Here is a 23,568-nt window from a genome sequence, read left to right as displayed (position 1 = left end):
ATCCGCTTCGAATAAATAGAGCTACTCTATTACTTTAACATGAATTAAAAATTTAAACTATTATTACTGACGATTTTTTAAACCGTATAGCAATATACCTTCAATTAAAAATCTGTTACACTAAAGAAGAAAATCAATCTTTTTATGAGATAAGGAGTGTGTCATATATGGAGGAAGTTGTTATTGTGAGCTCTGTAAGAACTCCGATTGGTAAATTCGGTGGTTCATTAAAAAATGTAACGGCTCGTGAACTTGGTACATACACAGTTAAAGAGGCAATTAAAAGAGCCAATATCCAAACAGATGATGTGAATGGTATGGTTTTCGGTAATGTCCTACAAGCGGGAAATGGTCAAAACGTTGCCCGTCAGATCGCGATTGATTCAGGTATTCCATATGAAGTGCCAGCTATGACGATTAATGAAGTGTGTGGTTCTGGGTTAAAATCTGTTATTTTAGGAAGGCAACAAATCCAATTGAATGAAGCAGATGTTGTCGTTGTCGGCGGTACTGAAAGTATGAGTAATGCTCCGCACCTTTTAAATAATTATCGTTGGGAAAAAACCTTACAAGAAGATACACTTGTAGATACGATGATCAATGACGGTTTAACCGACGCGTTTAGCCAAAAACATATGGGGATTACCGCAGAAAATGTGGCAGCTAAGCATAACATTAGTCGTGCCGAACAAGATGATTTCGCTTTAGCCTCTCAACAGAAAGCATCTAAAGCGGTTAATGCTGGACGTTTTGATGATGAAACCGTTCCTGTTCAAACAACGAATGATGAGGGTGAGCGCATTACATTTGAGCGTGATGAATATGTTCGACACAATGTAACGTTACCAGATTTAGAAAAACTAAAAACCCCGTTTAAAAAAGATGGAACTGTAACAGCTGGTAATGCGTCAGGTATTAATGATGGAGCAGCTGCTTTAGTCTTAATGAAAAAATCATTAGCAGAAGAGAAAAACATTCCAATCTTAGCAAAGATTAGTGAGTATGCTGAAGCGGGAATGGATCCAGATTATATGGGCTACACACCTTATTATTCAACTAAAAAATTAGTTGAAAAATCAAAAGTCAGCTTAGACGACGTTGATTTAGTTGAATTAAATGAAGCATTTGCTGCACAAAGTATTCCTGTTGTGCGTGATTTAGGTCTAGATCCTGATAAGGTTAACGTAAATGGTGGTGCCATTGCTTTAGGCCATCCAATCGGTGCATCTGGTGCTCGAATTCTTGTAACGCTATTACATGAATTAGAAAAACGTGATGACAAACGAGGGATCGCTTCACTTTGTGTGGGCGGTGGCATTGGTATTTCAATGTTAGTTGAGCGTATCTAGAAAAATTATTTATTTTGACTAAATAATAAAATAAGAGAGAAGGAGTGACAATTGGTCATTACTTTTCTCTTATTCATCCTATAAGGATGTGAAATTAAAGTGTCAGGAAAATTTAGAATGATCACTGTTATAACAGTTCTAACACTAACCATTATAATACTGGCGACTTTACTTATATTAGAAACTACAAAAACTAATACATCTGGAGATTTGATTGAACAGTTAATTATTGATGAAAGTGAAGTCAAATATAATCAGGAGGTAAGTCGCAGTGAACTTTCTGAATTAAGTACATTCCTTAGAGATCATGATTTTTATTTTACCAATGTGTTAGAAATTTATGATGACAATAACGAAGATATTATTTATCAAATTGAATATCGTTATAACAGTAATGATGAGATTGTTATTTCTAATATCGAGTGAATAAGATGAAACTATCTGTAATAAATAAAAGCAGCTCCTCCCTCTTGGGAAAGAGCTGCTTTTATATGTTAAACGAAAATTTGTATATTATCTTATGTTTTTATTCTCCAATTCTAATAAAGACTGTTTAAGTGATAGACCTGATCGATAACCGGTTAGTGACCCGTCTTTTCCGATGACTCGATGACACGGACAATGAATAAGTAAAGGATTTTGACCAATCGCGCGACTAACCGCCCTTATAGCTGTCGGTCGATTTATCATATTTGCAATGTCTGTATACGTTGCAGTGTCGCCATACGGAACACGCCCCACCGCTTCCCACACTTGTTTTTGAAAGGTCGTACCAAAGGTTTGTACTTGAAACTCTAAACCCGTTCGCTTACCTTCAAAAAACGCATGCATTTGCTGTCTTTCCTCAGTAAATTGATCTTCATCTTTTACAAGTCGGTAAGAACCAAAGACTTTTGTTAAAAACATTTCACCAAATGAAGGCAAGTCTCGGTCACTCTCAATCAGACAAACCCCTTTATCAGTTTTATAAAGGGTCCAAACGATGTCCTTCGTTTTAATCTCATCTTTATAAAGGGTCATAGTCATAAGCCACTCTCCTCTGTTTACGAACCCATTCCGAATAGTATGCCAATACCGGCAGCTATAAGTATGAAGACAATGGGATGAAGGTGTTTCGTTAAACGATATTTCATAAGGATAAATAAACCAACAGCTAAGGCTAAAGACATCCAGTCAACACGTTCGATTAGCTGTTCTTGATCAAGTTGCAATAGATCCATAGACATAACAGAAAGACCGGCTGAAGCAATTAATGCCGTTGATGCGGGTCTTAAGCCATAAAAAACAGCCTGAACGCGTTGGTCATTTTGAAAACGACTGAGAACACGACTAATTAAGATTACAATAACAACAGATGGTGTGATCAAGCCTAATGTTGCAACGACAGCTCCTGTTACATTCGTCGTTAGAAAACCAGCGTATGTCGACATATTAATCCCAATTGCACCCGGCGTTGATTCTGATATTGCGATCATATCTGCTAGTTGACTTTCTGTAAACCAGCCAAACCGATCGGAAATATCATAAAGAAACGGTAATGTAGCAAGTCCGCCACCGACTGCAAATAGGCCTGTTTTAAAAAATTCATAAAAGAGCTGTAAATAAATCATGACGACTCACCTCGTTTTTTAAAAACGTATAAGAGGTAGCCACATACACCAGCTCCGACAACAAATACAACTGGTGTCATATTAACGAGTAACGTTAACAATAGAACGATCGCAAAAAGGCTAATGGTAAACCAATCCTTTAGGCTACTTTTAGATAGCTTAATAACGGCATGAATAATCAAAACATACACACTCACGCGAATGCCTGCAAAAGCATGCTGGAGCATTTCTGAATCCGTAATATTAACGAGTAAAGATGCAATAATGCTAATAATAATGAGTGACGGTAATATAATACCTAAAGTTGCCGAAATGGCACCGATCACGCCAAGATGTTTATAGCCAATGAAGGTTGCAGTATTTACTGCTATAATACCTGGTGTCGTTTGACCAATCGCATAATAGTCTAGTAATTCTTCTCTTGTCACCCAGCCATGCCGTTCGACGACATCACGCTCAAGTATAGGGAGCATAGCATAACCACCACCGAATGTTACACTCCCAATTTTAGCGAAGGTTAGAAATAATTGAAGATACTTATTCATAAAATGCCCTCCACTAATCGTTAAAGGATAGACCATATTGATCATTTAATTTTTGATAATTGTTTTTTAATTTAGGTTTTCTGGCAACAACAGTGCGCATTTGTTCACTGAAATGAACTAGATCTTGATTTTGTTCATCTTTTGGTAAACTCTTTTGATGTTTTATCGTTTCTAAAAGGCTACTATTTAATAACTCGAGTATAGCATGCTGTGTTTTAACGGTTTCGATTAGTAATGATTCTTTTGTTTCGTCTGACATATTTTCACTCCTTTTCATTATTACTATCTTAACACCTTTTAATGTCAAATAAAATAAGAAGAGATTGGAGACACCCCTCGTCTCCTCCCCTTCTTAATTGTTGGCAAATTCACCATCGACATCAACTGTTTTATAAATATTTATAAATGCAGATGGATCATGTTTTCTAATAATTTGTTTAATGAGCATCGTTTCATAACGGGTGACGACCATCATTAAAAGGTCTTTTTCTTCCATTGTATAGCCACCGTATCCTTTTGATAACGTCATACCACGATAGACCGTGTCGATCAATTCTTTTCGAATCGCTTCACCTTCAGTCGTTACAATTTGCATCGTTAATTTAATATGATTGGTATGAATCGTATCAATAGCCCGGCCTGTAATATAAATCGAAATCATCGTATAGAGTGCGATCTCAGCACCAAATATAATGCCTGAGATTAACACAATCACCGCATTCATAGCTGTTAACCATAAGCCGACACTTAATTGCGTTGTTTGAGAGATCAGAATCGCGATGATATCAAATCCACCACTTGTACCTGCATATCTTAAAATAAGACCAATCCCTGTACCAACAATAACCCCTCCAAAAATACTAGAGAGCAATAAATCATCTGCAAGTTGTTCTGATGGTATGACAGATAGAAGGATCGATAACGCTACAACAACGATCATTGTATTTACTGTAATGTCTTTCCCTAGTTTTATATAACCTAAGATCAGAATAGGAATATTTAAAACGAAATTTAAAAGACCGGTATCAAAAGGCGTAACAAAGCTAAGAAGGATCGCTAACCCACTTACACCTGCACTTAATATCCCAGATGGAATAAGAAAATAGTTAAAAGAAAATGCGATCAATAATGAGCCGACTAGAATAGCTAAAATTCTTTTCATGTAACCGTTCCCCTTTCCGCTCGCTTTATGACTTTAGCAAAATAAAGGATCGGGGTCAATACTATTTGCTATTCACGTTATTTTCAAAAAATTTAAATTCTGCTATAATGAAACATAATATCTATTATGTTTCATTATGAAAAACTATGAAAGCTTGATCTGTCATGGTTTTGATTTATTTTTATTGTTTGTTTAAATTTGGAATGAAACATAAAAATTATAACCGTTCATCCTTATTATGGTTTTTTACATAAAGAAAATTAACGGAATCATTTTGTTTGATTTTTACTGTGTTGTCAGATTGCATTTAAACGAAATAAATCATTTTTTTATGACCACTCATTCACTTGTTTTCAAATTTTTAAGTTTTGGAGGAATACATTTTGAACAAGCAATATTATAGAGATTATGTCACCTTAACAAATGGAGAATATCAATACTTACTCGATAAGTTTGGTGAATATGAATTAGATCGTAAGTTAAATGCGTTAAATGATTCGAAAATAAAAAAACCGAAACGTCAAGAAACGATTCGATCTGACTATCACGCATTATTAAGTAGTGGAATGCAAACTGTTGAACCCATCCGAGATCGATTGCAAATTGAAGCGATGAAGCAAGAATTAAGACAAAAATCAGAACGTAATTATTTTTTATTTATTATGGGCATTAATACAGGACTAAGAATTAGTGATTTATTACCTTTACGTGTGAAGGACGTATTCGGTCAAACACATATTGTCATGAAAGAAAAAAAGACGCATAAAACAAAACGTTTCTTATTAAACCTTGAATTAAGGCATCAAATTGAAGAGTATGTGAGGGATTTAGATTCAGATGATTATTTATTTCCATCACATAAAACAGGACTACCGATTCAACGAGTACAAGCTTATAAAATTTTAAATGAAGCGGCTAGTCGAGTCGGGATTAAAGCCTTTGGTACACACAGTATGCGTAAAACATTTGGATTTTGGCATTATACGATTCACAAAAATGTCGCCTTATTACAAGATATCTTCAATCATACGTCCCCTGATATTACATTGCGTTATATCGGGATCAACCAAGATATTGTCGATAAAAGTCTTGAACATTTCAGTTTATAAAAAAGACTCGCACTTATTAAATGCGAGTCTTTTTAGGCTATTGATTGAGCTCATCAAGTGGCCACTGTTCTTTTTGATAAGCCATTTCCCAAAACATATATTCATATTGACTACTTTTTAAGAAGTGCTCTTTCATGCGCTCACGATCTGAATCGGATACACTTTCAGCTAATTCATCGAGACGATTAATTTGTTCATCCACTAATTCCTTAAACCAATCGGAACCGTATGCCTCAATCCATTTTTGATAAACAGGGTGATCCGGTTGTTTCGTTTTTAATTGCTCACCAATTTCATAATAAACCCAATAACAAGGTAAAATAGCGGCAATGACATCTCCGAGATGACCGAATTGAGCAGCCCGATACATATGTGAGCTATACGCATAAGCTGTAGGTGATGGTTTAAAATTTTTGATCTCTTCATCTGTAATGTCTAGCATGTCAGTAAATGTTCGATGAAGATCCATCTCCGCTTCATATGTCCCTTGGGCATGAATCGCCATACGGTTCGTCACCTCTAGAGAATCAGCCATAGCACCCCCTAACGATTGCACGCGCGCAAAGCTCGATAAGTAGTAGGAATCTTGTAAAACGTAGTAACGAAATCGATCAACTGGTAATGAACCATCCCCAATACCTGTGACAAACGGGTGGTTAAAACTCGCCTGCCAAATCGGATCTGCTTCTTGTCTAAGTTCTTCTGAAAATTTCATCTACATCTCCCCTTAAAAAGACAAAGCCACTTCCCTGAAATGGAAAGTGGCATAGAAAATTAGACATAAGGATTCTATTCGCCACTTCCCTACGCTAGTTTAAACTAGATCAGGTTCTAAGAGTTTTAAGGTCTCACCTTAATCTCAGTCACTTAAAAGTGACCCCCCTAGTGGATTTGTCAGAATTATTTGATTAACTATAGATTAACAGACTACAACTATCTGTCAAGTTTTACTTTAATACTTTCCAAACATCATTTGTATAGCTAATCGGATCTTCAATCGATAGCCCTTCAATTAGTAATGCTTGGTTATATAAAATATTTGTGTACGCTTCTACATTGTCATTTCCATCATTAACGGCTTCTTTTAATGATTGGAAAATATCATGATCGGTGTTTACTTCAAGTACTTTATCCGCTTCAATCCCTTGGTTATCTGGCATCATGCTTAGTACTTTTTCCATCTCAATTGAGATATCACCTTGATTTGTTAAACATACAGGGTGCGACTTCAAACGTTTAGATGGCTTAACGTCTTTAACTTTGTCACCCAAGATTTCTTTCATCTTGTTAAACACCGCTTGATCTGTCTCCGGTAAATCATCAACTTTTGTATCCTCTTCATCTTCGAACCCTAAGTCACCACTTGATACAGACTTGAATGCTTTTCCTTCATATTCAGCCAGCATCTTGATCGCAAATTCATCGACTTCATCTGTGAAGTACAGAATTTCGTAACCTTTATCTTTAACCATCTCAGTTTGAGGTAATCGATCAATACGTGTATGATTCTCACCTGTAGCATAGTAGATATACGTTTGGTCGTCTTTCATTCTCTCAACATATTCGTCTAGTGTCACGAGTTTCTCTTCGGTTGATGAATAGAAGAGTAATAGATCTTGCAAAGTTTCTTTATTTTGACCAAAGTCACTATACACACCATACTTCAGTTGACGTCCGAATGAATCATAGAACGTTTCATACTTCTCCCTGTCATTGCGCAGCATTTTGAGAAGTTCTTGTTTGATTTTCTTCACTAAGTTTTTCTCAATTAGTTTCAATTGACGATCATGTTGTAACATTTCACGAGAAATATTAAGAGATAAATCTTCTGAGTCAACCAACCCTTTTACAAAGCTGAAGTAATCAGGTAGTAATTCAGGCGCTTTGTTCATAATGAGAACACCGTTTGAATAGAGCTCTAACCCTTTTTCATATTCTTGTGAGTAATAGTTAAATGGCGCTTTCTCTGGAATATAGAGAATCGCTTGATAACGGATATTACCATCGACACTTACATGAATGTGCTCAAGGGGCTCATCAAATCCATAATGCTTTTCATGATAAAATTGCTTATAATCATCATCTGTTAATTCTGATTTGTTCTTTTTCCAAATCGGAACCATGCTATTGATTGTTTTATCCTCAACAACTGTTTCGTATTCCTCTTCACTATCATCTTTTAATTTTTGCTCAGTTAATTCCATCTTAATCGGATAGCGAATGAAATCAGAATATTTTTTAATAATCGTTTGAAGTTGGTTTGGATCTAAAAATTGATCGTAATCCTCATCTTCTGATCCTTCTTTTAACGTTAAGGTAATCGTTGTTCCAATCGAATCTTTTGTTGTTGGTTCAATAGTATAACCATCTGCACCTTCTGAGTGCCAGAGATAAGCAGTATCTGAATGAACAGATTTAGATGTAACGCTCACTTGATCAGCGACCATAAACGCAGCATAAAACCCAACACCGAATTGACCGATAATATCGTGTCCATCTTTAATTTCATTTTCATGTTTAAATGCGAGTGAACCACTCTTGGCAATAACACCTAAATTATTCTCTAATTCATCTTTTGTCATCCCAATACCGGTATCTTTGACCGTCAGTTGTCTATTGTCCTGATCCACATCAACACGTATGTAGTAATCATTTGGATCAAATGTGATTTGATCATCTGTTAATGCATAGTAATACATCTTATCAATTGCATCACTTGCGTTTGATATCAATTCACGTAAAAATACTTCTCTTTTTGAATAAATTGAATTGATCATTAAATCGAGTAGTCGTTTCGATTCAGCTTCGAATTGTTGTTTTGCCATATTATCCCCACCTTTAATGTACTATTAGCACTTACATTGATCGAGTGCTAACAATTATTTTTTATCATAGAATATTTGAATTGTCAAACGTAAGCTAACAAAACAAAAACACTAAATGAGCCTCTTTTACCCATTTAGTGTTTTTTGTTATTTATGTTGATGTTTGACTCAATTGTTGATCCTGATTTTCCAATTGATTCGATTTTAACGTTAAAGCATCAAACCATTCTTTATCATTCGTTAATAAAGCTAAGTCAATTAATTGATCAAGTTCTGCCTTTGTATATTGCTTAAAAATAGTTGATTGATTCACCTTATCTGAACTTACTTGAATGGATTGTTCTAACAGCCATTCATTATCACTTGAGACGACTCTAATCTGCACGATGGTCTGTTCATTTAGCATTTTTTCAACAAACCCTTGAATCTTTTCACCTTTGCGTGATTCTAACTCAACCCACTGACCGACATTGAACATTGTAGAATTTGAATTCATGCTTTGACACCACCTAAAATGTGTTATTTATTAAATTGACAGAATAATTAGAATCGTCAATTAAAATAGTTAACAGTTATTTTAGTCTTAAATGTGGCTGGTGTCAATAACTCTGCTCAAGATCTTCTTTTGTCATTGTTTGACTAAATAAATAGCCTTGAAGACTATAACAATCTTTTTCCTGAATGAATTGATATTGTTCCTCTGTTTCTATACCATCGACAACGATTTTAACATTTAATTTGTTAGCCATTTTGAATACTTTTTCAAGCATTCCATCATCATCTTCTTCATCTTCCAGCACAAGATCAATAAAGCTTGCGTTCATTTTTATTTGATCGATTGGCAATCGTTTAATCATATTAAGGGAAGCATAGGAACTACCAAAGTCATCTATTGCAATATGACATCCTAAAGATTTTATGTCTTGTAGTATACGCTTTAACTTTCTATGATTACGGTTCAATGTTAACTCAGAAATCTCAATCATTACTAGATGAGGATCAAACGCATGTATATTTAAAATATGTGATAAATGATCCACTAGAAAGTCAGATAATAGTTGAGTTTCAGAAAAGTTAACATGCGCATAGATTGGTTCTGTTCGTTTAGCATTCATATCTTTAATCGTTTGGATCGTCTCCTGAAATGCATCAAGGCCAAATTGATGGATAAGACCGGTCTTATTCGCAATTGGAATAAACTCAGCAGGTGATATCAAACCAAGTTTATTGTGCTGCCACCTTAAGAACGATTCAATGCCTATTACTTTATGATCTGTCATTCTATGGATCGGTTGATACTCAACGAATAGTTCATTTCGTTCTTTTGCTTGATATAAGTCCATTTCAAGACGCTCTTCATTAGCTATTTCTGTTTGTAGATCATGTGTATAAAATCTAAATGTGTTTTTCCCTTGTTGTTTTGCTTGATACATAGCCATATCAGCGTACTTGGTGAGATCATTAACAGATTGAGAATCTTTTGGATACAAGCTGATTCCAATACTTGCTGTCACAATAAATTTATGTTCCTCAAAATAGTAAGGTTCAGTTAAAATTTGTAAGACCTCTTTAGCCTTTTCAGATACTTCTTGACGATCTGTCGTATTCGTCATAAGAATCGTAAATTCATCTCCACCGAAGCGAAAGGCATAATGCGCATCACCAACTACCTTTCTAAGTCGTTCAGCAGCCTCAATGAGTAATGCATCACCGGCGTCGTGCCCAAATGTATCATTTACATATTTGAAGCGATCCAAATCTAAAAACATTAAAGCGAAATAATGATTATTTTGGTCTGAACTATCAATAAGTTCCCTAATCGTTTCTTTAAACTGTTTTCGATTTGGTAGACTTGTCAATTCATCATGATGGGCTTGATAGTGTATATAATCGGCTTGTTGTTTAATCTCAGTAATATCTGTTGCGACACATAATAACTGAGTAGAATGATTAGCCTGTCCCTTGATCGGTTGTTTAGATACATGGAACCATAGAACTTCCCCATTAGGTCGAACGAATTTCTCCTCAGATTCAACTTCCTCTCCTGATTGCATAATCGATCGGTTAAGCTTACTAAAGTAATAAGCTCGTCTCTTATCATGGCTAACATCCATCTCGGTTTTCCCTAATAACTCATCCGGTGTTAAATTGTATAGTGCAGCAAATGGTTTGTTCACCATCGTGTACACGCCATTTTGATCCATAGTATATATAATATTGGGGCTGTTGTTAATAATTCGATCTAAGAAATTCTTTTGCTGATTGAGTTGTTCAGTCTTATGAACCACATCTTGTTTATATTCCTCTAACTCTTGAACCATTATATTAAATCGATTATTCACTTGAGAGAGTTTATTCGGATGTTGATCCACCTCAATACGATGGGTATAGTCCCCTTCACTAATACGTGTGATTGCCGTTAAAAGTTTATTAAACGGTTTAGCGTTACGATAACTTGAGTACGTCACAAAAATAAGAAGTAATAAAGCTAAGAGTGAAAAAATCGGTATTAAAGCACGATTTAATTCTGAAAGAACATCGGATGGTACTTCTTTTGGCATCATTAAAACAAGTTGCCAATCTGTTTGTCTCATTTGCTGATGTATGACATAAAACGCATCTTCATCGTCTTGTTCAATTTCATGGAAGGTTTGCTCCGTTAAGTTGAGGTCAATTGAATCAGAAATCTGATCCAAATAGTCTTCAGGATGATCAATCGTTAATTGATTATTTTCATATAAGACACGTCCCACTTCATCAATTAGTGTAATAAAGTGATTATCGGTAAACTCCAAGGTGGAGAAAAACGAAGCGAACGTATCATTTCGTTCTAAATCAATAAATAAATGAACTTGAGAATCATCATCATGTAAAGGTATTATATACTCAATTAGATGATTACTTGAAATCGTTTCAGATTTAGACAAGCGACTCGAGTTTACTCTTTCTATATCATCACTGATTGTTTCTAAGCGAATGTTGTTTTGAAAAATGGGAGAATCAATTGTTTCTTCTTCAGTATATATAAATCCACCATCAACAACATTAGAGTATATCAATAATTGATGAAGCGCATCAAAACGTTCGTTATGATCATCACTTACTAGACGTTCATCGAATCGAACTTGACTACCTAAGCGTCTCAAATCATTAAATATATGATTAAATTGATCATCAATACGTTCCCCGGCCCGTTCCATCATAAAACGATAATCCTGTTCAGTGTATGTTGATATAATGTTTGATGAACTATAGGTTAAAATAAAAAACAATGAACCAACAATCATTAAATTAATAAGAAGTAATTTTAAGAAATGATAGATATTCCATTTATGAATGGTTTCTGGTATTTTCATTCAGTCCACGCTCTCTTTTATGTTTATTCAATCATCTATCAATACCTTATTCTATCGTAAATCAACAAAGAAGTACAATCCTATTCGACAAAATTCGAGTTAGAAAACAATTGTCATATCTTTTATTATTTGGTATAGTAAAGACACATTCACAAGAACTTCAATTTAGAGAATTGAAGTGGGTATAGAGGTCGCGGATAAAATAAGTAATTGAGTGGTAGGTGAGATAAGCACCTATAACCATCATTGAAAGGGTTATTCGCCGAAGCTAATTAAAGCTTACTCTTTAATTGGCTGGTATAGTATTTAAAAAATGCTGTACTGTCATATAGGTTTATTCTATATGGAGGGCTATCTCACGCATCATAAGGACACATTCATTTGATGCAGCATGCGATCCCTTTCGTATGCTCATTTTTTATGTATTTTTATGATTCTAGCTAGGGTAGCCTCTCGTTCGTGAATTTACAATAACGAATAAGAGGTGTATTTTTATGGATTTTGGAAGATTACTAACAGCAATGGTGACACCATTTGATCAACATGGTGAAGTTGACTACCAACAAACGAAGCACTTGATTGATCATTTAATTGCCCACAAAACAGAAACACTTGTTGTCAATGGAACAACTGGTGAATCACCAACCTTAACGTCCGAAGAGAAGTCTAAATTTATTCAATTTGTTGTTGAATACGTCAATGGGCGTATTCCTGTTATTGCTGGGACTGGATCGAATAACACTCTAGAATCGATTCAGTTAACAAAAGAAAGCACTGCAATCGGAGTCGATGGGGTGATGGTTGTCACACCTTATTACAACAAACCGAATCAAGAAGGTATGTATCAACATTTTAAGGCCATTGCTGCCTCGACCCATTTACCGGTTATGCTTTATAATATCCCAGGACGCTCTGTTGTTCGACTAGACGTTGATACGATTATTCGGTTATCTCAGATTGAAAATATTACATCTATTAAGGATGCTACAGGGGATTTAGAAGCCGTCAGTACAATAAATGAACGTACAAAAGATGATTTTAAAGTGTATAGTGGCGATGATCCTATGACGCTTCCGATTTTATCTGTTGGAGGCTATGGTGTTGTGTCTGTCACAAGTCATATCGCTGGTGAAGCGATGCATCAACTAATCGATGATTATGTGAACGGACATGCTCGAGATGCAATAAAAACAGAACGAGAACTCTCATCATTAATGAAGGCATTGTTTATTGCACCTAATCCCGTTCCGGTAAAACAAGCGCTTAATCTTTTAGGCTATACAGTAGGTTCAGTGCGACTTCCTTTGGTACCTCTTAATGATGTTGAATTTAATATTGTAAAAGAAGCAGTCGATGTCTATTTAGAAAATCGTAAAATCAGTTAATATATCAAATAAGATTATAAAAGCCACTTGTAGATGTCTACAAGTGGCTTTTGTGATTATTGACCCATGTCTTTCACTTTCATGATACGCGTGATACTTGCACGCTCATCTTCTTCTAATTTCATTTCTATATAATGAATCGTTTCTTTTAACTGTGGAATCTTTAAATGCTCAAGTGCATTGACACGACGACGTGTTTTCTCAATCTCATCTGCCATTAACTGACATGATTTTTCAATCTCCGATAACTCCAATAGCTTAGGTAGAATCTTATTGATACGTTCAATTGAATCATCTAATTCACTATTTGAATTTAATAAACCATATTGTAATTCGGCATCTTTGTCATCTTCATTAACAGAAAAATTCATTTCAGGTACCATAACACTCATAATATTCTTTTCTTGAATATCTAACGTAACAGATTTATCTGGCACTGCAAAAAGTTCTTCAATAAAAGATTCGTTTAGAAGTGATTTTGCGACAACAAAAGCTTTCATAGCCTCTGTTAATTCTTCTTCAACTTCTTTACGCAATTCATTATTTTTACGAATTAAAATGATAAACTGACGCATAAGCTCATCTTGTTTATCTTTTAAAAGTTTATGACCTCGAGTCGAGATAGATAATCGGCTCTTCAGATTAGCTAACTCCATTCGTGTTGGCTTGACATTTAATCTAGCCATAACCCGATCACTCTCCTTCCGGCATAAACTCTTCAATCAAGTCGCTCTTAATACGTTTCAACTCAGTTTGAGGTAAGATTGAAAGAAGTTTCCAACCTAACTCTAACGTGTCCTCTATTGAGCGATTTTCATTAAAGCCTTGATTGATATATTCCTCTTCAAAGCGTTCTGTGAAGTTTACATAGAGTTTATCAATTTTTGAGAGCGCAGATTCACCCAATACAACAGCTAATTCTTTTGCTTCTTTACCTTTAGCATAAGCTGCGAATAACTGGTTCATTGTTGGACCGTGATCTTTACGTGTTTTTCCTTCACCAGTCCCTTTATCTTTCAGTCTTGAAAGTGAAGGTAAAACGTTGATCGGCGGCTTGACCCCTTGATTATTTAAGTCACGTGATAAAATAATTTGCCCTTCCGTGATATATCCCGTTAAATCTGGAATTGGGTGGGTAATATCATCTTCTGGCATTGAAAGAATCGGAATTTGTGTTACCGAACCTTTTTTACCTACTAAACGACCCGCACGCTCATATAATGAGGAAAGGTTCGTATATAGGTAACCAGGATAACCACGACGACCTGGAACTTCACGTCTTGCAGCAGAGATTTCACGTAAAGCTTCACAGTAATACGTCATATCTGTCATGATAACAAGGACGTGCATATCTTTTTCAAAAGCTAAATATTCTGCTGTTGAAAGCGCCATTTTCGGTGTCGCAATACGTTCAATAGCTGGGTCGTCTGCTAAGTTAACAAACATAACGGAACGGTCAATCGCACCTGTTTTACGGAAGTCTTCCATGAAGAATTCTGCTTCATCAAATGTAACCCCCATCGCCGCGAAAACAACAGCAAACTTTTCATCACTATTAAGTACACTAGCTTGACGAGCAATTTGTGCAGCTAATTCTTTGTGTGGAAGGCCAGAACCAGAGAAAACAGGAAGTTTCTGACCACGAACAAGTGTGTTTAAGTGATCTATAGCTGAAATACCGGTTTGAATAAATTCATCTGGATAGTCACGGGCAATTGGGTTAATCGCTTGGCCGTTAATATCAAGATTGTCTTCTGGAATGATTTCAGGTCCATCATCAATTGGCTCACCCATACCACTAAAGACACGTCCCACCATATCTTCACTGACATCAATAGAGAGCGGTTTACCTCTGAAGCGAACTTTTGTGTCTTTAATATTGATGCCACTTGGACCTTCAAAGATCTGAACCATTGCTCTATCGCCATCAATTTCAAGTACTTGACCATGTCGAATTTCACCATTTTGCATTTGAACTTCGACTAACTCATCATACTTTACACCTTCGACTTGTTCTACCACCATAAGAGGTCCAACGACTTCGCTAACTGTCTTGTATTCTTTAAGCATTTTGCGTCATACCTCCTTCAGCAACGATTTGGTGCATTTTATCTTTCACTTCTTGCTTAATGTCGTTAATTTGTTCAACGTTATCTTCAGAAATTGCTTTCGTACGTGCAATCTTATCTCTGAGTTCTTCTGTACCATCAAGAATTTCATTATAATATGCACCTAAACGCATTGCTTCTCTAGCTTCCGTTTCAAATGTCAAAATTAAATCTAACATAAGGAATTGTTTTCTACGTGATGTGAACGTGTCGACATCATCAAATGCGTTTTGTTGCAAGTAATCTTCACGGAGTAATTGAGCAATGACCATTGTCATACGATCTTTTTCAGATAATGATTCAAGGCCAACAAGTTGAACAATCTCTTGTAGTTCAGACTCTTTTTGTAAAATGTTCATTGAGTGTTGAACCATATTAGACCAATCAACTTCCATCGTATCGTTCATATACTTACCGACATCATCTAAGTATAGTGAATAAGATGTTAACCAGTTTAATGATGGGAAGTGTCGTTTTTGAGCAAGAGACGAATCAAGTGCCCAGAACACTTTAACAACACGTAATGTATTTTGCGTAACAGGCTCAGATGTATCCCCGCCTGGAGGTGATACCGCACCAATTGCTGTGATACTTCCTTGACGTTCTTCTGAACCAATTGTTTTAATACGACCGGCACGCTCATAATATTCTGCAATACGACTACCTAAGTATGCGGGGTAACCTTCATCGCCCGGCATTTCTTCAAGTCGACCCGACATCTCACGAAGTGCTTCTGCCCAACGAGACGTTGAATCTGCCATAATCGCAACATTGTATCCCATATCACGGAAATACTCAGCAATCGTTATACCTGTATAAATTGATGCTTCACGAGCCGCAACTGGCATATTAGATGTATTCGCGATTAAGATTGTACGTTCCATTAATGATTCGCCTGTGTTTGGGTCAACGAGTTCTGGAAATTCGTTTAATACGTCTGTCATTTCATTTCCGCGCTCACCACAACCAACATAAACAACTAAATCAACATCACTGAATTTTGCAATCTGGTGTTGAACAACTGTTTTACCGGCACCGAACGGTCCGGGAACAGCTGCTACCCCACCTTTTGTAATAGGGAAGAACGTATCAATAACACGTTGTCCTGTTAACATCGGAACGTTAGGGTTTAATTTTTGTTTGAAAGGACGTCCTTGTCGAACAGGCCATCTTTGAATCATCTTTTGTTCTTTCACGCCGTCTTCAGTTTCAACAGCATAAACAACATCTTCTAGTGTATACTCGCCACTTGCAATTTTAGTAATCGTACCTTCTATTCCTTTTGGTACCATAATACGGTGTTCAATAACTTTTGATTCTTGTACGGTACCGACAATATCACCGGGTACAACGTGATCGCCAACAGATTTTGTTGCTTCAAATTGCCAAATTTGTTCACGATCTAATGGTGAAATATTCACCCCTCTAACTAAAAAGTTACTATCTGTTTTGTTTTTAAATGTATCGAGTGGACGTTGAATACCATCAAACATTTGTGAGACGATACCAGGTCCTAATTCGACGGATAAAGCTTCTCCAGTTGTTTCAACAGGTTCACCTGTACCGATTCCTGAAGTTTCCTCGTAAACCTGGATAGAAGCGACATCTTTACGCATTTCAATGATTTCGCCAACTAATCTCATGTCCCCGACATAGCAAAGGTCTTGGATATTTGCATGTTCCATTGACTCTGCCATAACTAATGGACCGGAAACTTTGATTATCTTTCCTTTTTTCAAATAAGTCCCCTCCTAATTATAAGATGTTTTGTCCAACCGCTTTTTCGACATTATCCTGTACACGATCCATACCAATATTAAGGGAGCCCTTATGGTTTGGTATAAGGATAATAGCTGGATGAACTTCTGCATCATAACGTTTAATTGTATCTGGTATTTCTTTAGCCATTGCTTCAGTTAAATAAATGACACCATAGCGGTCATTTGCTAATGAATCAATGGTTTCTCGCGCATTTTCTGGTGTTGATGAAGCAAAGACATCGAATCCAAGTATCTTAAAAGGAAGCACCGAATCTTTGTCACCGACAACTGCAATTTTATGACTCATAAATTGGACGCATCCTTTCTCTAATAATGGCATTATCAATTTTGTTATCTTTACCTACTAAAATCAATCGAATATTTGTAATTTCTTTTTCCAATGCAAACATGTAAGCCATAACTGGCATTGGACCAAATGCTTGAAGTTTCGCTTCGTCCATCAAATCATGAACGATTTCATCAATCACTTTATCCAGAACCATTGGATCAATGTCATTTTTTGAACTAACCATAATATCCTCTAATTTCTTAGCGTATGGTTTTTCCATGTACAATTGATTTAAGACAGCAATAGATCCTTCTTGAGCCGCTTCTATAATAGCATGCTTAGAAATCGAACCTGAACTTGACAAAACGGTGTGTAAAAATGACCGTGATTTCTTTTGATTAATACTTCTCACAACTGTTGATAAATTATCAAGATCAATAATAGCATCTGCCATTTTTGTAATGGTTGGATCATTTAAACGATCAGTAATCGTACGCATGTGTTTATAATAATACGTATCCATGAAAACATCTGCTGCCTCTACCCGTTTGTACGTTTCATAATCAGCAATCGCTTCTGTTACCCCTTCAACCATAATAGGGTTCAACTTTTCTGATTGCTCAGTATTGACTAAGTTACGTAACGTCGTCACTGGATATTTACCAATTGGGATTAAAAGGTGCTCTAAATCCATACCTGTAAAACGCTGTTTTAATAACACTTTCAAGTTGTGATAAGAATAACGAAGTGTATGGATTTGAATAACCTCAGAATCAGGTGTCACTTGATATAATTCATTATACATATCTTTTAAATGACTCAGTAAGAATTTATCAAAGTTCTTATGCTCTATTGCTTCTGTGACATCGACAGGATAATCTGTACTCTTTAATACGTCTAGCGCTTCAGCCAAATCTTCCGCTCGGAGCATTTTTTCAAAATCTTCGCGTGTTAGTAGTTTGGTTTCATAGATCCGAAGCTGCGTATTGACGCCTTTATATTGAGTATCTTGCATTCATTCTCCCCCCTTATTCATTGCTTTTAAATGCTAAGGTTGCGAGTTGTGGAGAAAATTCTCTTTTAAGCTCATCAACTAAAGAATCAAAGCAGAAGTTATAGTCAATTCCACCATGTTCTATGATGAAGCCCGCTTTTTGCTTAACAACGTCATCAGAGACAATCACAAAAGGATAAGACTTCAAGATTTTCTGAGTTGTCTCATCTTTAAATTGTTCATATGACTTTTCACCAGGAACAAGCGACCATGACTCATTATCATCCAATTGACTAAGAACACCTTCTAAAAACTTGTTAAATTGAGAGGAGTCCCAGTTTTCCATACGCTTCGATGCCTCATTAAACACAGAACTTAATAGCGTTTGTTTTTCAGAAAGGACAGCGTTTCGGCGCTGATTTCTCATCGTTTGCGCCTCACGCTCGTAATCGTTGTTCAATTGACGTCCAATCGCTGCTTCTTTATTTTCTTTAAATTCTGCAAGCTTTTGACGTTCTTCTTCGATTTTCTCATTAGCAACTTTACTATATTCATCTAACTGTCTTTGTCCTTCTTCTTTGGTTTTAGCCAATATCTGTGTGGACAAAGCTTGTAAATCTCTCATAGTCCCCATCCTCTCACTAATTTTTAATTTTTATGCTAAAACAAGTAAGAAGGAAATAACGAACCCTAAGATTGCATACGTCTCAACCATCGCAGAATAAATGATACCTTTAGAGTTTTGCTCTTCTCTCTTCGCTAAAATTTGAACAGCTGCTGTTGATACTCGACCTTGTGCCATACCAGCTGTTAAACCCGTAAATGCGATTGGAAGTGATGCCATTAACATGTAAATTCCTTCATCTAGAGCCATTTCCGGACTCATGTTTAAGTAAATTAAGAACCCAATAACGAAACCATATAAACCTTGTGTACCTGGTAGTAATTGTAGAATAAGGGATTTACCAAACTTTTCTGGTTGCTCCTTAATTAACGCTGCTGCTGACTCACCTGTCATACCAACACCTTTAGCAGAACCGATACCTGCGAACACCACAGCAATACCAATACCTAATGCTGCGAAGATAAACCCACCGTTGTTTTCCATAAAAAATTGTAACCAGCTTTCCATAATCAAATTCCTCCATCTCTTTTAATGTTCTGTTTGTTTTTTAATTGAATGTGTTTTTCTGATGCCTTAAGAGGTGCTAGTGCTTTACCGCCACCTTCATAAAATTTACCGAAAAACTCAACAAAGATTAAACGTGCGCCGTGCACATAAGCACTTAACATCGTTAACCCAATATTAATTGCATGTAATGCTATAAATAATAGAATACCGACCGTAAAACGGCCCCATGTTGGAATAAATCCAATAATCATATTAAATGCTAATGCAATACTTGCACTTGATACACCAAGTGCCATTAATCTTGTGTAACTGACGATATCACCAATATACCCTGTGATATTATACAAATTATAAAAGCCTAAACCGAAGCCCAACGCTTTATTATCTGCACCCATTGTTGAAGCAATGATGATAATAACAGCACTTGAAACGGCAATAATGGCACCGATATTGGCCATTAATTCACTGTCTAAGATTAGGTTACCTAATAATAAGATAACTAAACCAGTAAAGATACCAATCCAACCGAACCCATCACTAACAGCACCAGCTTTGTTTTGATATTTTAATTGTAAATGCGCTTTTAAGCCGAGGCCGAAGAAAATTTGCACAATTCCAAATACAACGGACAGAATCAAGATCGTTATGACATCATCTGTTGTTGATAACAAAACAAACGGTAGTTCGGCACCGAAGAAGGTTCCATACAGAATTCCCCAAATCATCGTGGGATAACTCAGTAAGTGGAAGAACTTCATATTCTTTTGCATCTTCGGATCAAAATTGAACATTTTAAGTGACACGAGTGTTGCAACAAATAGTAGCAATCCATAACCAAGATCCGCAGCCATCATACCAAAGAAAACAAGATAAAATGGTGCAAGGAAGGGGGTTGGATCAATTTCATTATACTTAGGTAAATTGTACATAGATGTAATTGTTTCAAAAGGGGCGACATAGTCGTTGTTATTCAGAACAACAGGAACCTTGTCGTAATCATCTTCTAAAACATCTTCCACGGTTAAAGCATATGAATCTTCATCTATTATTGACTTGAGCGCATCCTTAATTTCAGGTACTTTCTCCGTTTCAAGCCAACCTTCCATCACAAACAAATGCTTTTCGTCTACAAGGAAGAGTTTACTACGTTCACGTTGTAATTTCGCTTCATAATACTCTTCTGTTAACATCAGTTGCCATTCTTGGTCTTTCATATGATTTAATTCTTGATAGATCGTTTTTTTCTGTTGCTTTAATTCAGCAATTCTATCTTGAACAGCTTTCAATTCATCACTCGGTTTAGACTTAAATGTTTCAGTCAAATGATCAAAGTGACTTTCGTTAAGTATTTGTTTAACCATTTCTTCGTCTCTTCGGTCAAAGAATAACGAAACGCCGTGTTCATCTTTATTTTGATAAATTTCTTCAACATAAAGCATCTCATTATTTTTTAAGTTATTAATGTATTCATTTTGAACATGTTGTGGAACTGTCCCGACACGCCCTGTGACTTTTTCCATTTTCAATAAATCAGCTGGAAAGAAGTCGAGCTTTTTCCAGTTAAAGAGAAAAGCTTCTTCATCATAAAGACGTTTTTGTTCTTCTTGAATTTTTTCTAACTCATGTTCTTTATCAAGAAAGAAAGAAACTAAATCACGTGGTGAGAATTTTTGAATTTCATCCTCTAATTCTTCGAGTGATAGCTCTTGTTTCGCTTCTTGCAACTTCTTAATAAGTGATTCCTTAGGAAGATGCGGTTGCAAAAATGCTAAAGCTCGTTGTGTGTGATCGATTTGCGTTTCATACTTCTTAATCAAGTCTTCTAAGTTGTCGATTTCATGCGGTGAAATATCTAATTCACCAAGATCTGATGAAGGTAGATCGACAACCTCGAACCGTTGCAAAGCTTGAATCGATTGCAACAGCTGGTCTTTCTTTTCATGGAAAGATATGAGTGTCAGTTTCTTCATTTCAGCTATTGCCATACTTCCTCATAACCTCCTCAATCACCGCATCGACCAATTCTTCTCGTTTATTCGAGAATGCCTCTTTTAATTGGTTGATCTCAGCTTCTTTTTCATTTTCAATCTCAGCTTTTAACTCTTGGAGCCTCTTGTCTTTAGTTGCCGTTTCTTTTTCTTTAAACGACTCAATTTCTTGCTCGACTTTTTTCTGCATGTCTGCAATTTTATCTTGAGTGTCTTGTTCCATTTGTTTCTTTTTTTCTTTGTAATCTTGCTCAAGCTCTTCTGCTTGTTGTTCGATTTGTTTAACTTCTTCAATTGTATTTGAACTCATATCTTGTGCACCCCCTATCGTCTAACAAGCCTAATCTAAAGATCTAACAAAGCCTCAATTAATCCCATTATATCTATTACATTTCCACTGTTCAAATCTTTTTAACTGTAGAGCATATACAAAACAAGGGATTAATTAATAGGAAGAAACTCGTTAAAAAATTTTTTATTTTTAGTCGAAAATTGGCTGAAAATTAAACAAATTTAAATCATTCAACATCATTTTCCACCAAGAAGGTAATACCCTCTTTGAAATCAATTAAACGTTCTTTATACAATTTGCCAAGTGCTCGTTTAAATGCTGCTTTTGATAAATCGAATGTTTCTCGGATCGATTCTGGATCAGATTTGCTATCAAATGGCATCGTTCCATCATTTTGTTGTAAATAATTTAAAATCATTTCAGCATCCACACCTTGCGCTTCAAGTTTTCTTGGTAATAAAGACATATTAAGAGATCCATCTTCTTTAACTTTAATGACTCGGCCATTAATCCACTCACCTAGTCTTGGTTCACGTTTTCGTTCCGTATGATGAATAAAACCTCGATACCCTTCTTCTGTTATGAGGACACTGCCTTCTTTACCGGTTCTAAATACACGGCCATTGAGGTCTTCATTGAATAGTGATTCGGGTGCTATGTCCCAATTCCCTTCAAAGTCAGCTTCTGTTACTGGGTCTGCTAATAATCGACCTTTTTTATCATGCTTTAAGGCAACATACAGTTGGTCGCCTTCTATTGGCCAAACATTATTTAGTAAAGGAAGATCATCTGAAGATACTAAGATATCTTGACTTGTTCCAATGTCAACAAAGACACCTAATGGTGGTTTCACATTTTTCACTTCAGCCCAGTCAAAGCAATCAAATGTAATTCGTGGTATAATCGTTGTCGCAATCAATTCTTCCTTTTTACTATGATATAAGAAAACTTTTATCACATCATTTTCAGTTCGTTCTTCAGTTGCTTCATGCTGATGCAATAATACTTCGGTTTCACCATCCGTTAGCACGTAGCCCGTGTCAATCACGCGAGCAACTGTCAGCTCAACTATGTCGCCTGTTTTTAATTCGCTCAAAAACGTCCACTCCTTTTCTGTTATATAACAATTACGAGGTGATTTTATGATAATTTATGTAGATGCAGACGCATCTCCTGTTACACAAGACATCATTGATATAGCCAACACTTTCAAGCTCCACGTACGATTAATTAAAAGTTATGCGCATTATTCTGATCGTTTCAATTCACCGCTTGTTGAGGAAATTTATGTCGATTCACACAATGAAGCCGCTGATTATAAAATCATTCAACTCATTCAACCTGGTGACATTTTAATTACCCAAGATTATGGATTGGCGTCACTTGTTTTACCTAAAGGGTGCCAGGTCATCCATCCTCGTGGTTCTATTTACAAAGCAGAGTCAATCAATCATTTACTTGAATCGCGCTATCTTAATAGTCAAATTCGAAAACAAGGCGGCAAAACAAAAGGGCCTAGTCGGTTCACTGAAACCGAGCGACAAGCGTTCATTTTGACTTTAGAAAATGTCATTGAATCTGAACTAAGTGAACGATGAATATCTTATGCAATTAGAAAGAGACTATTCAGTCATAGATATGATTGAACAGTCTCTATTCTTATA

Annotated in this window: 24 protein-coding genes and 2 riboswitches; of the genes, 5 read left to right on the top strand and 19 right to left on the bottom strand. The window is 36.0% G+C overall.

Features of this window, described 5'->3' with window-relative positions; all coding sequences use genetic code 11:
- Nucleotides 1-167: 167 nt before the first annotated feature.
- Together BLR62_RS03855 and BLR62_RS03850 are read left to right on the top strand one after the other, a co-directional pair.
- Nucleotides 168-1,349 carry an acetyl-CoA C-acetyltransferase gene (locus tag BLR62_RS03855; protein WP_090793410.1) on the top strand — a complete coding sequence of 394 codons (1,182 nt, stop codon included), beginning with the start codon at nt 168-170 and terminating at the stop codon, nt 1,347-1,349.
- 117 nt (nt 1,350-1,466) lie between these two features.
- The gene (locus BLR62_RS03850; RefSeq protein WP_218119751.1) at nt 1,467-1,775 is read left to right on the top strand and encodes a hypothetical protein; all 309 of its coding nucleotides are present in this window, start codon (nt 1,467-1,469) and stop codon (nt 1,773-1,775) included.
- A gap of 87 nt (nt 1,776-1,862) precedes the next feature.
- Here BLR62_RS03850 and BLR62_RS12645 read toward each other — a convergent pair whose 3' ends face one another.
- The 5 genes from BLR62_RS12645 to BLR62_RS03825 form a co-directional block, all read right to left on the bottom strand.
- Nucleotides 1,863-2,375, bottom strand: coding sequence for a methylated-DNA--[protein]-cysteine S-methyltransferase (locus tag BLR62_RS12645; RefSeq protein ID WP_090793405.1), 513 nt, complete (start codon nt 2,373-2,375; stop codon nt 1,863-1,865).
- 17 nt (nt 2,376-2,392) lie between these two features.
- Complete coding sequence (locus BLR62_RS03840; RefSeq protein ID WP_090793403.1) at nt 2,393-2,959, bottom strand: chromate transporter; 567 nt, start codon at nt 2,957-2,959, stop codon at nt 2,393-2,395.
- On the bottom strand, nt 2,956-3,504 hold the full coding sequence (locus BLR62_RS03835; protein WP_090793400.1) for a chromate transporter: 549 nt from the start codon (nt 3,502-3,504) through the stop codon (nt 2,956-2,958). The genes BLR62_RS03840 and BLR62_RS03835 overlap by 4 nt, the downstream gene beginning before the upstream one ends.
- 13 nt (nt 3,505-3,517) lie before the next feature.
- Nucleotides 3,518-3,763, bottom strand: a complete 246-nt coding sequence (locus BLR62_RS03830) for a hypothetical protein (protein WP_090793397.1) — start codon at nt 3,761-3,763, stop codon at nt 3,518-3,520.
- Between the two features lie 93 nt (nt 3,764-3,856).
- Nucleotides 3,857-4,666 (bottom strand): YitT family protein, encoded by an 810-nt coding sequence (locus BLR62_RS03825; protein ID WP_090793394.1) that lies wholly within the window; start codon nt 4,664-4,666, stop codon nt 3,857-3,859.
- Nucleotides 4,667-5,232: 566 nt separating this feature from the next.
- Here BLR62_RS03825 and BLR62_RS03820 point away from each other — a divergent pair.
- Nucleotides 5,233-5,775, top strand: coding sequence for a site-specific integrase (locus tag BLR62_RS03820; RefSeq protein WP_090793791.1), 543 nt, complete (start codon nt 5,233-5,235; stop codon nt 5,773-5,775).
- 37 nt (nt 5,776-5,812) lie between these two features.
- On the opposite strand, the gene tenA is transcribed toward BLR62_RS03820, so the two are convergent.
- The 4 genes from tenA to BLR62_RS03800 all read right to left on the bottom strand — a co-directional run bounded on the left by tenA (nt 5,813) and on the right by BLR62_RS03800 (nt 11,956).
- Nucleotides 5,813-6,490, bottom strand: a complete 678-nt coding sequence (tenA, locus tag BLR62_RS03815) for a thiaminase II (RefSeq protein WP_090793392.1) — start codon at nt 6,488-6,490, stop codon at nt 5,813-5,815.
- 69 nt (nt 6,491-6,559) lie between these two features.
- Nucleotides 6,560-6,669: riboswitch (TPP riboswitch) on the bottom strand.
- A 53-nt stretch (nt 6,670-6,722) separates the two neighbouring features.
- Nucleotides 6,723-8,600 (bottom strand): molecular chaperone HtpG, encoded by a 1,878-nt coding sequence (htpG, locus tag BLR62_RS03810; protein ID WP_090793389.1) that lies wholly within the window; start codon nt 8,598-8,600, stop codon nt 6,723-6,725.
- Nucleotides 8,601-8,751: 151 nt separating this feature from the next.
- Nucleotides 8,752-9,096: an IDEAL domain-containing protein gene (locus BLR62_RS03805; RefSeq protein WP_090793386.1), complete on the bottom strand. Its 345-nt coding sequence runs from the start codon at nt 9,094-9,096 to the stop codon at nt 8,752-8,754.
- Between the two features lie 103 nt (nt 9,097-9,199).
- Entirely contained in the window at nt 9,200-11,956 is a 2,757-nt protein-coding gene (locus BLR62_RS03800; protein WP_090793383.1) for an EAL domain-containing protein, read from the bottom strand.
- Between the two features lie 177 nt (nt 11,957-12,133).
- Nucleotides 12,134-12,318, top strand: a riboswitch (Lysine riboswitch).
- A gap of 132 nt (nt 12,319-12,450) precedes the next feature.
- Between BLR62_RS03800 and dapA the strand changes: the two genes are divergently transcribed.
- Nucleotides 12,451-13,341, top strand: a complete 891-nt coding sequence (dapA, locus tag BLR62_RS03795) for a 4-hydroxy-tetrahydrodipicolinate synthase (protein ID WP_090793381.1) — start codon at nt 12,451-12,453, stop codon at nt 13,339-13,341.
- Nucleotides 13,342-13,397: 56 nt separating this feature from the next.
- On the opposite strand, the gene BLR62_RS03790 is transcribed toward dapA, so the two are convergent.
- The 10 genes from BLR62_RS03790 to BLR62_RS03745 form a co-directional block, all read right to left on the bottom strand.
- Nucleotides 13,398-14,027 (bottom strand): V-type ATP synthase subunit D, encoded by a 630-nt coding sequence (locus BLR62_RS03790; RefSeq protein ID WP_090793378.1) that lies wholly within the window; start codon nt 14,025-14,027, stop codon nt 13,398-13,400.
- A gap of 7 nt (nt 14,028-14,034) precedes the next feature.
- The gene (locus BLR62_RS03785; RefSeq protein ID WP_090793375.1) at nt 14,035-15,411 is read right to left on the bottom strand and encodes a V-type ATP synthase subunit B; all 1,377 of its coding nucleotides are present in this window, start codon (nt 15,409-15,411) and stop codon (nt 14,035-14,037) included.
- Nucleotides 15,404-17,188 carry a V-type ATP synthase subunit A gene (locus tag BLR62_RS03780; protein ID WP_090793374.1) on the bottom strand — a complete coding sequence of 595 codons (1,785 nt, stop codon included), beginning with the start codon at nt 17,186-17,188 and terminating at the stop codon, nt 15,404-15,406. Before BLR62_RS03780 ends, BLR62_RS03785 begins: the two co-directional genes overlap by 8 nt.
- Before the next feature lie 16 nt (nt 17,189-17,204).
- Nucleotides 17,205-17,516, bottom strand: a complete 312-nt coding sequence (locus tag BLR62_RS03775) for a V-type ATP synthase subunit F (protein ID WP_090793371.1) — start codon at nt 17,514-17,516, stop codon at nt 17,205-17,207.
- Entirely contained in the window at nt 17,506-18,513 is a 1,008-nt protein-coding gene (locus BLR62_RS03770) for a V-type ATPase subunit (RefSeq protein ID WP_090793368.1), read from the bottom strand. Before BLR62_RS03770 ends, BLR62_RS03775 begins: the two co-directional genes overlap by 11 nt.
- A gap of 13 nt (nt 18,514-18,526) precedes the next feature.
- The gene (locus BLR62_RS03765; RefSeq protein WP_090793366.1) at nt 18,527-19,117 is read right to left on the bottom strand and encodes a V-type ATP synthase subunit E; all 591 of its coding nucleotides are present in this window, start codon (nt 19,115-19,117) and stop codon (nt 18,527-18,529) included.
- A 30-nt stretch (nt 19,118-19,147) separates the two neighbouring features.
- Nucleotides 19,148-19,624, bottom strand: coding sequence for a V-type ATP synthase subunit K (locus tag BLR62_RS03760; protein ID WP_090793363.1), 477 nt, complete (start codon nt 19,622-19,624; stop codon nt 19,148-19,150).
- A gap of 2 nt (nt 19,625-19,626) precedes the next feature.
- Nucleotides 19,627-21,594 carry a V-type ATP synthase subunit I gene (locus BLR62_RS03755; protein WP_245719387.1) on the bottom strand — a complete coding sequence of 656 codons (1,968 nt, stop codon included), beginning with the start codon at nt 21,592-21,594 and terminating at the stop codon, nt 19,627-19,629.
- A gap of 1 nt (nt 21,595) precedes the next feature.
- Nucleotides 21,596-21,922 carry a hypothetical protein gene (locus tag BLR62_RS03750; RefSeq protein ID WP_090793359.1) on the bottom strand — a complete coding sequence of 109 codons (327 nt, stop codon included), beginning with the start codon at nt 21,920-21,922 and terminating at the stop codon, nt 21,596-21,598.
- Nucleotides 21,923-22,130: 208 nt separating this feature from the next.
- Complete coding sequence (locus BLR62_RS03745) at nt 22,131-23,000, bottom strand: CvfB family protein (protein ID WP_090793356.1); 870 nt, start codon at nt 22,998-23,000, stop codon at nt 22,131-22,133.
- Between the two features lie 46 nt (nt 23,001-23,046).
- On the opposite strand from BLR62_RS03745, the gene BLR62_RS03740 reads away from it, so the two are divergent.
- Entirely contained in the window at nt 23,047-23,502 is a 456-nt protein-coding gene (locus BLR62_RS03740; RefSeq protein ID WP_090793354.1) for a YaiI/YqxD family protein, read from the top strand.
- Nucleotides 23,503-23,568: the final 66 nt, after the last annotated feature.

It is taken from the genome of Pelagirhabdus alkalitolerans (genome assembly GCF_900096905.1).
In the GTDB taxonomy this organism is placed as follows: Bacteria; Bacillota; Bacilli; order Bacillales; family Amphibacillaceae; genus Pelagirhabdus; species Pelagirhabdus alkalitolerans.
This window is presented reverse-complemented; position numbering and strand designations above follow the sequence as displayed.

Excerpts from the sequence above, each read along its gene's own strand:
- BLR62_RS03855 (WP_090793410.1), top strand. The coding sequence starts at position 168 with ATGGAGGAAGTTGTTATTGTGAGCTCTGTAAGAACTCCGATTGGTAAA.
- BLR62_RS03850 (WP_218119751.1), top strand. The coding sequence starts at position 1,467 with ATGATCACTGTTATAACAGTTCTAACACTAACCATTATAATACTGGCG.
- BLR62_RS12645 (WP_090793405.1), bottom strand. The coding sequence starts at position 2,375 with ATGACTATGACCCTTTATAAAGATGAGATTAAAACGAAGGACATCGTT.
- BLR62_RS03840 (WP_090793403.1), bottom strand. The coding sequence starts at position 2,959 with ATGATTTATTTACAGCTCTTTTATGAATTTTTTAAAACAGGCCTATTT.
- BLR62_RS03835 (WP_090793400.1), bottom strand. The coding sequence starts at position 3,504 with ATGAATAAGTATCTTCAATTATTTCTAACCTTCGCTAAAATTGGGAGT.
- BLR62_RS03830 (WP_090793397.1), bottom strand. The coding sequence starts at position 3,763 with ATGTCAGACGAAACAAAAGAATCATTACTAATCGAAACCGTTAAAACA.
- BLR62_RS03825 (WP_090793394.1), bottom strand. The coding sequence starts at position 4,666 with ATGAAAAGAATTTTAGCTATTCTAGTCGGCTCATTATTGATCGCATTT.
- BLR62_RS03820 (WP_090793791.1), top strand. The coding sequence starts at position 5,233 with ATGCAAACTGTTGAACCCATCCGAGATCGATTGCAAATTGAAGCGATG.
- tenA (WP_090793392.1), bottom strand. The coding sequence starts at position 6,490 with ATGAAATTTTCAGAAGAACTTAGACAAGAAGCAGATCCGATTTGGCAG.
- htpG (WP_090793389.1), bottom strand. The coding sequence starts at position 8,600 with ATGGCAAAACAACAATTCGAAGCTGAATCGAAACGACTACTCGATTTA.
- BLR62_RS03805 (WP_090793386.1), bottom strand. The coding sequence starts at position 9,096 with ATGAATTCAAATTCTACAATGTTCAATGTCGGTCAGTGGGTTGAGTTA.
- BLR62_RS03800 (WP_090793383.1), bottom strand. The coding sequence starts at position 11,956 with ATGAAAATACCAGAAACCATTCATAAATGGAATATCTATCATTTCTTA.
- dapA (WP_090793381.1), top strand. The coding sequence starts at position 12,451 with ATGGATTTTGGAAGATTACTAACAGCAATGGTGACACCATTTGATCAA.
- BLR62_RS03790 (WP_090793378.1), bottom strand. The coding sequence starts at position 14,027 with ATGGCTAGATTAAATGTCAAGCCAACACGAATGGAGTTAGCTAATCTG.
- BLR62_RS03785 (WP_090793375.1), bottom strand. The coding sequence starts at position 15,411 with ATGCTTAAAGAATACAAGACAGTTAGCGAAGTCGTTGGACCTCTTATG.
- BLR62_RS03775 (WP_090793371.1), bottom strand. The coding sequence starts at position 17,516 with ATGAGTCATAAAATTGCAGTTGTCGGTGACAAAGATTCGGTGCTTCCT.
- BLR62_RS03770 (WP_090793368.1), bottom strand. The coding sequence starts at position 18,513 with ATGCAAGATACTCAATATAAAGGCGTCAATACGCAGCTTCGGATCTAT.
- BLR62_RS03765 (WP_090793366.1), bottom strand. The coding sequence starts at position 19,117 with ATGAGAGATTTACAAGCTTTGTCCACACAGATATTGGCTAAAACCAAA.
- BLR62_RS03760 (WP_090793363.1), bottom strand. The coding sequence starts at position 19,624 with ATGGAAAGCTGGTTACAATTTTTTATGGAAAACAACGGTGGGTTTATC.
- BLR62_RS03755 (WP_245719387.1), bottom strand. The coding sequence starts at position 21,594 with ATGAAGAAACTGACACTCATATCTTTCCATGAAAAGAAAGACCAGCTG.
- BLR62_RS03750 (WP_090793359.1), bottom strand. The coding sequence starts at position 21,922 with ATGAGTTCAAATACAATTGAAGAAGTTAAACAAATCGAACAACAAGCA.
- BLR62_RS03740 (WP_090793354.1), top strand. The coding sequence starts at position 23,047 with ATGATAATTTATGTAGATGCAGACGCATCTCCTGTTACACAAGACATC.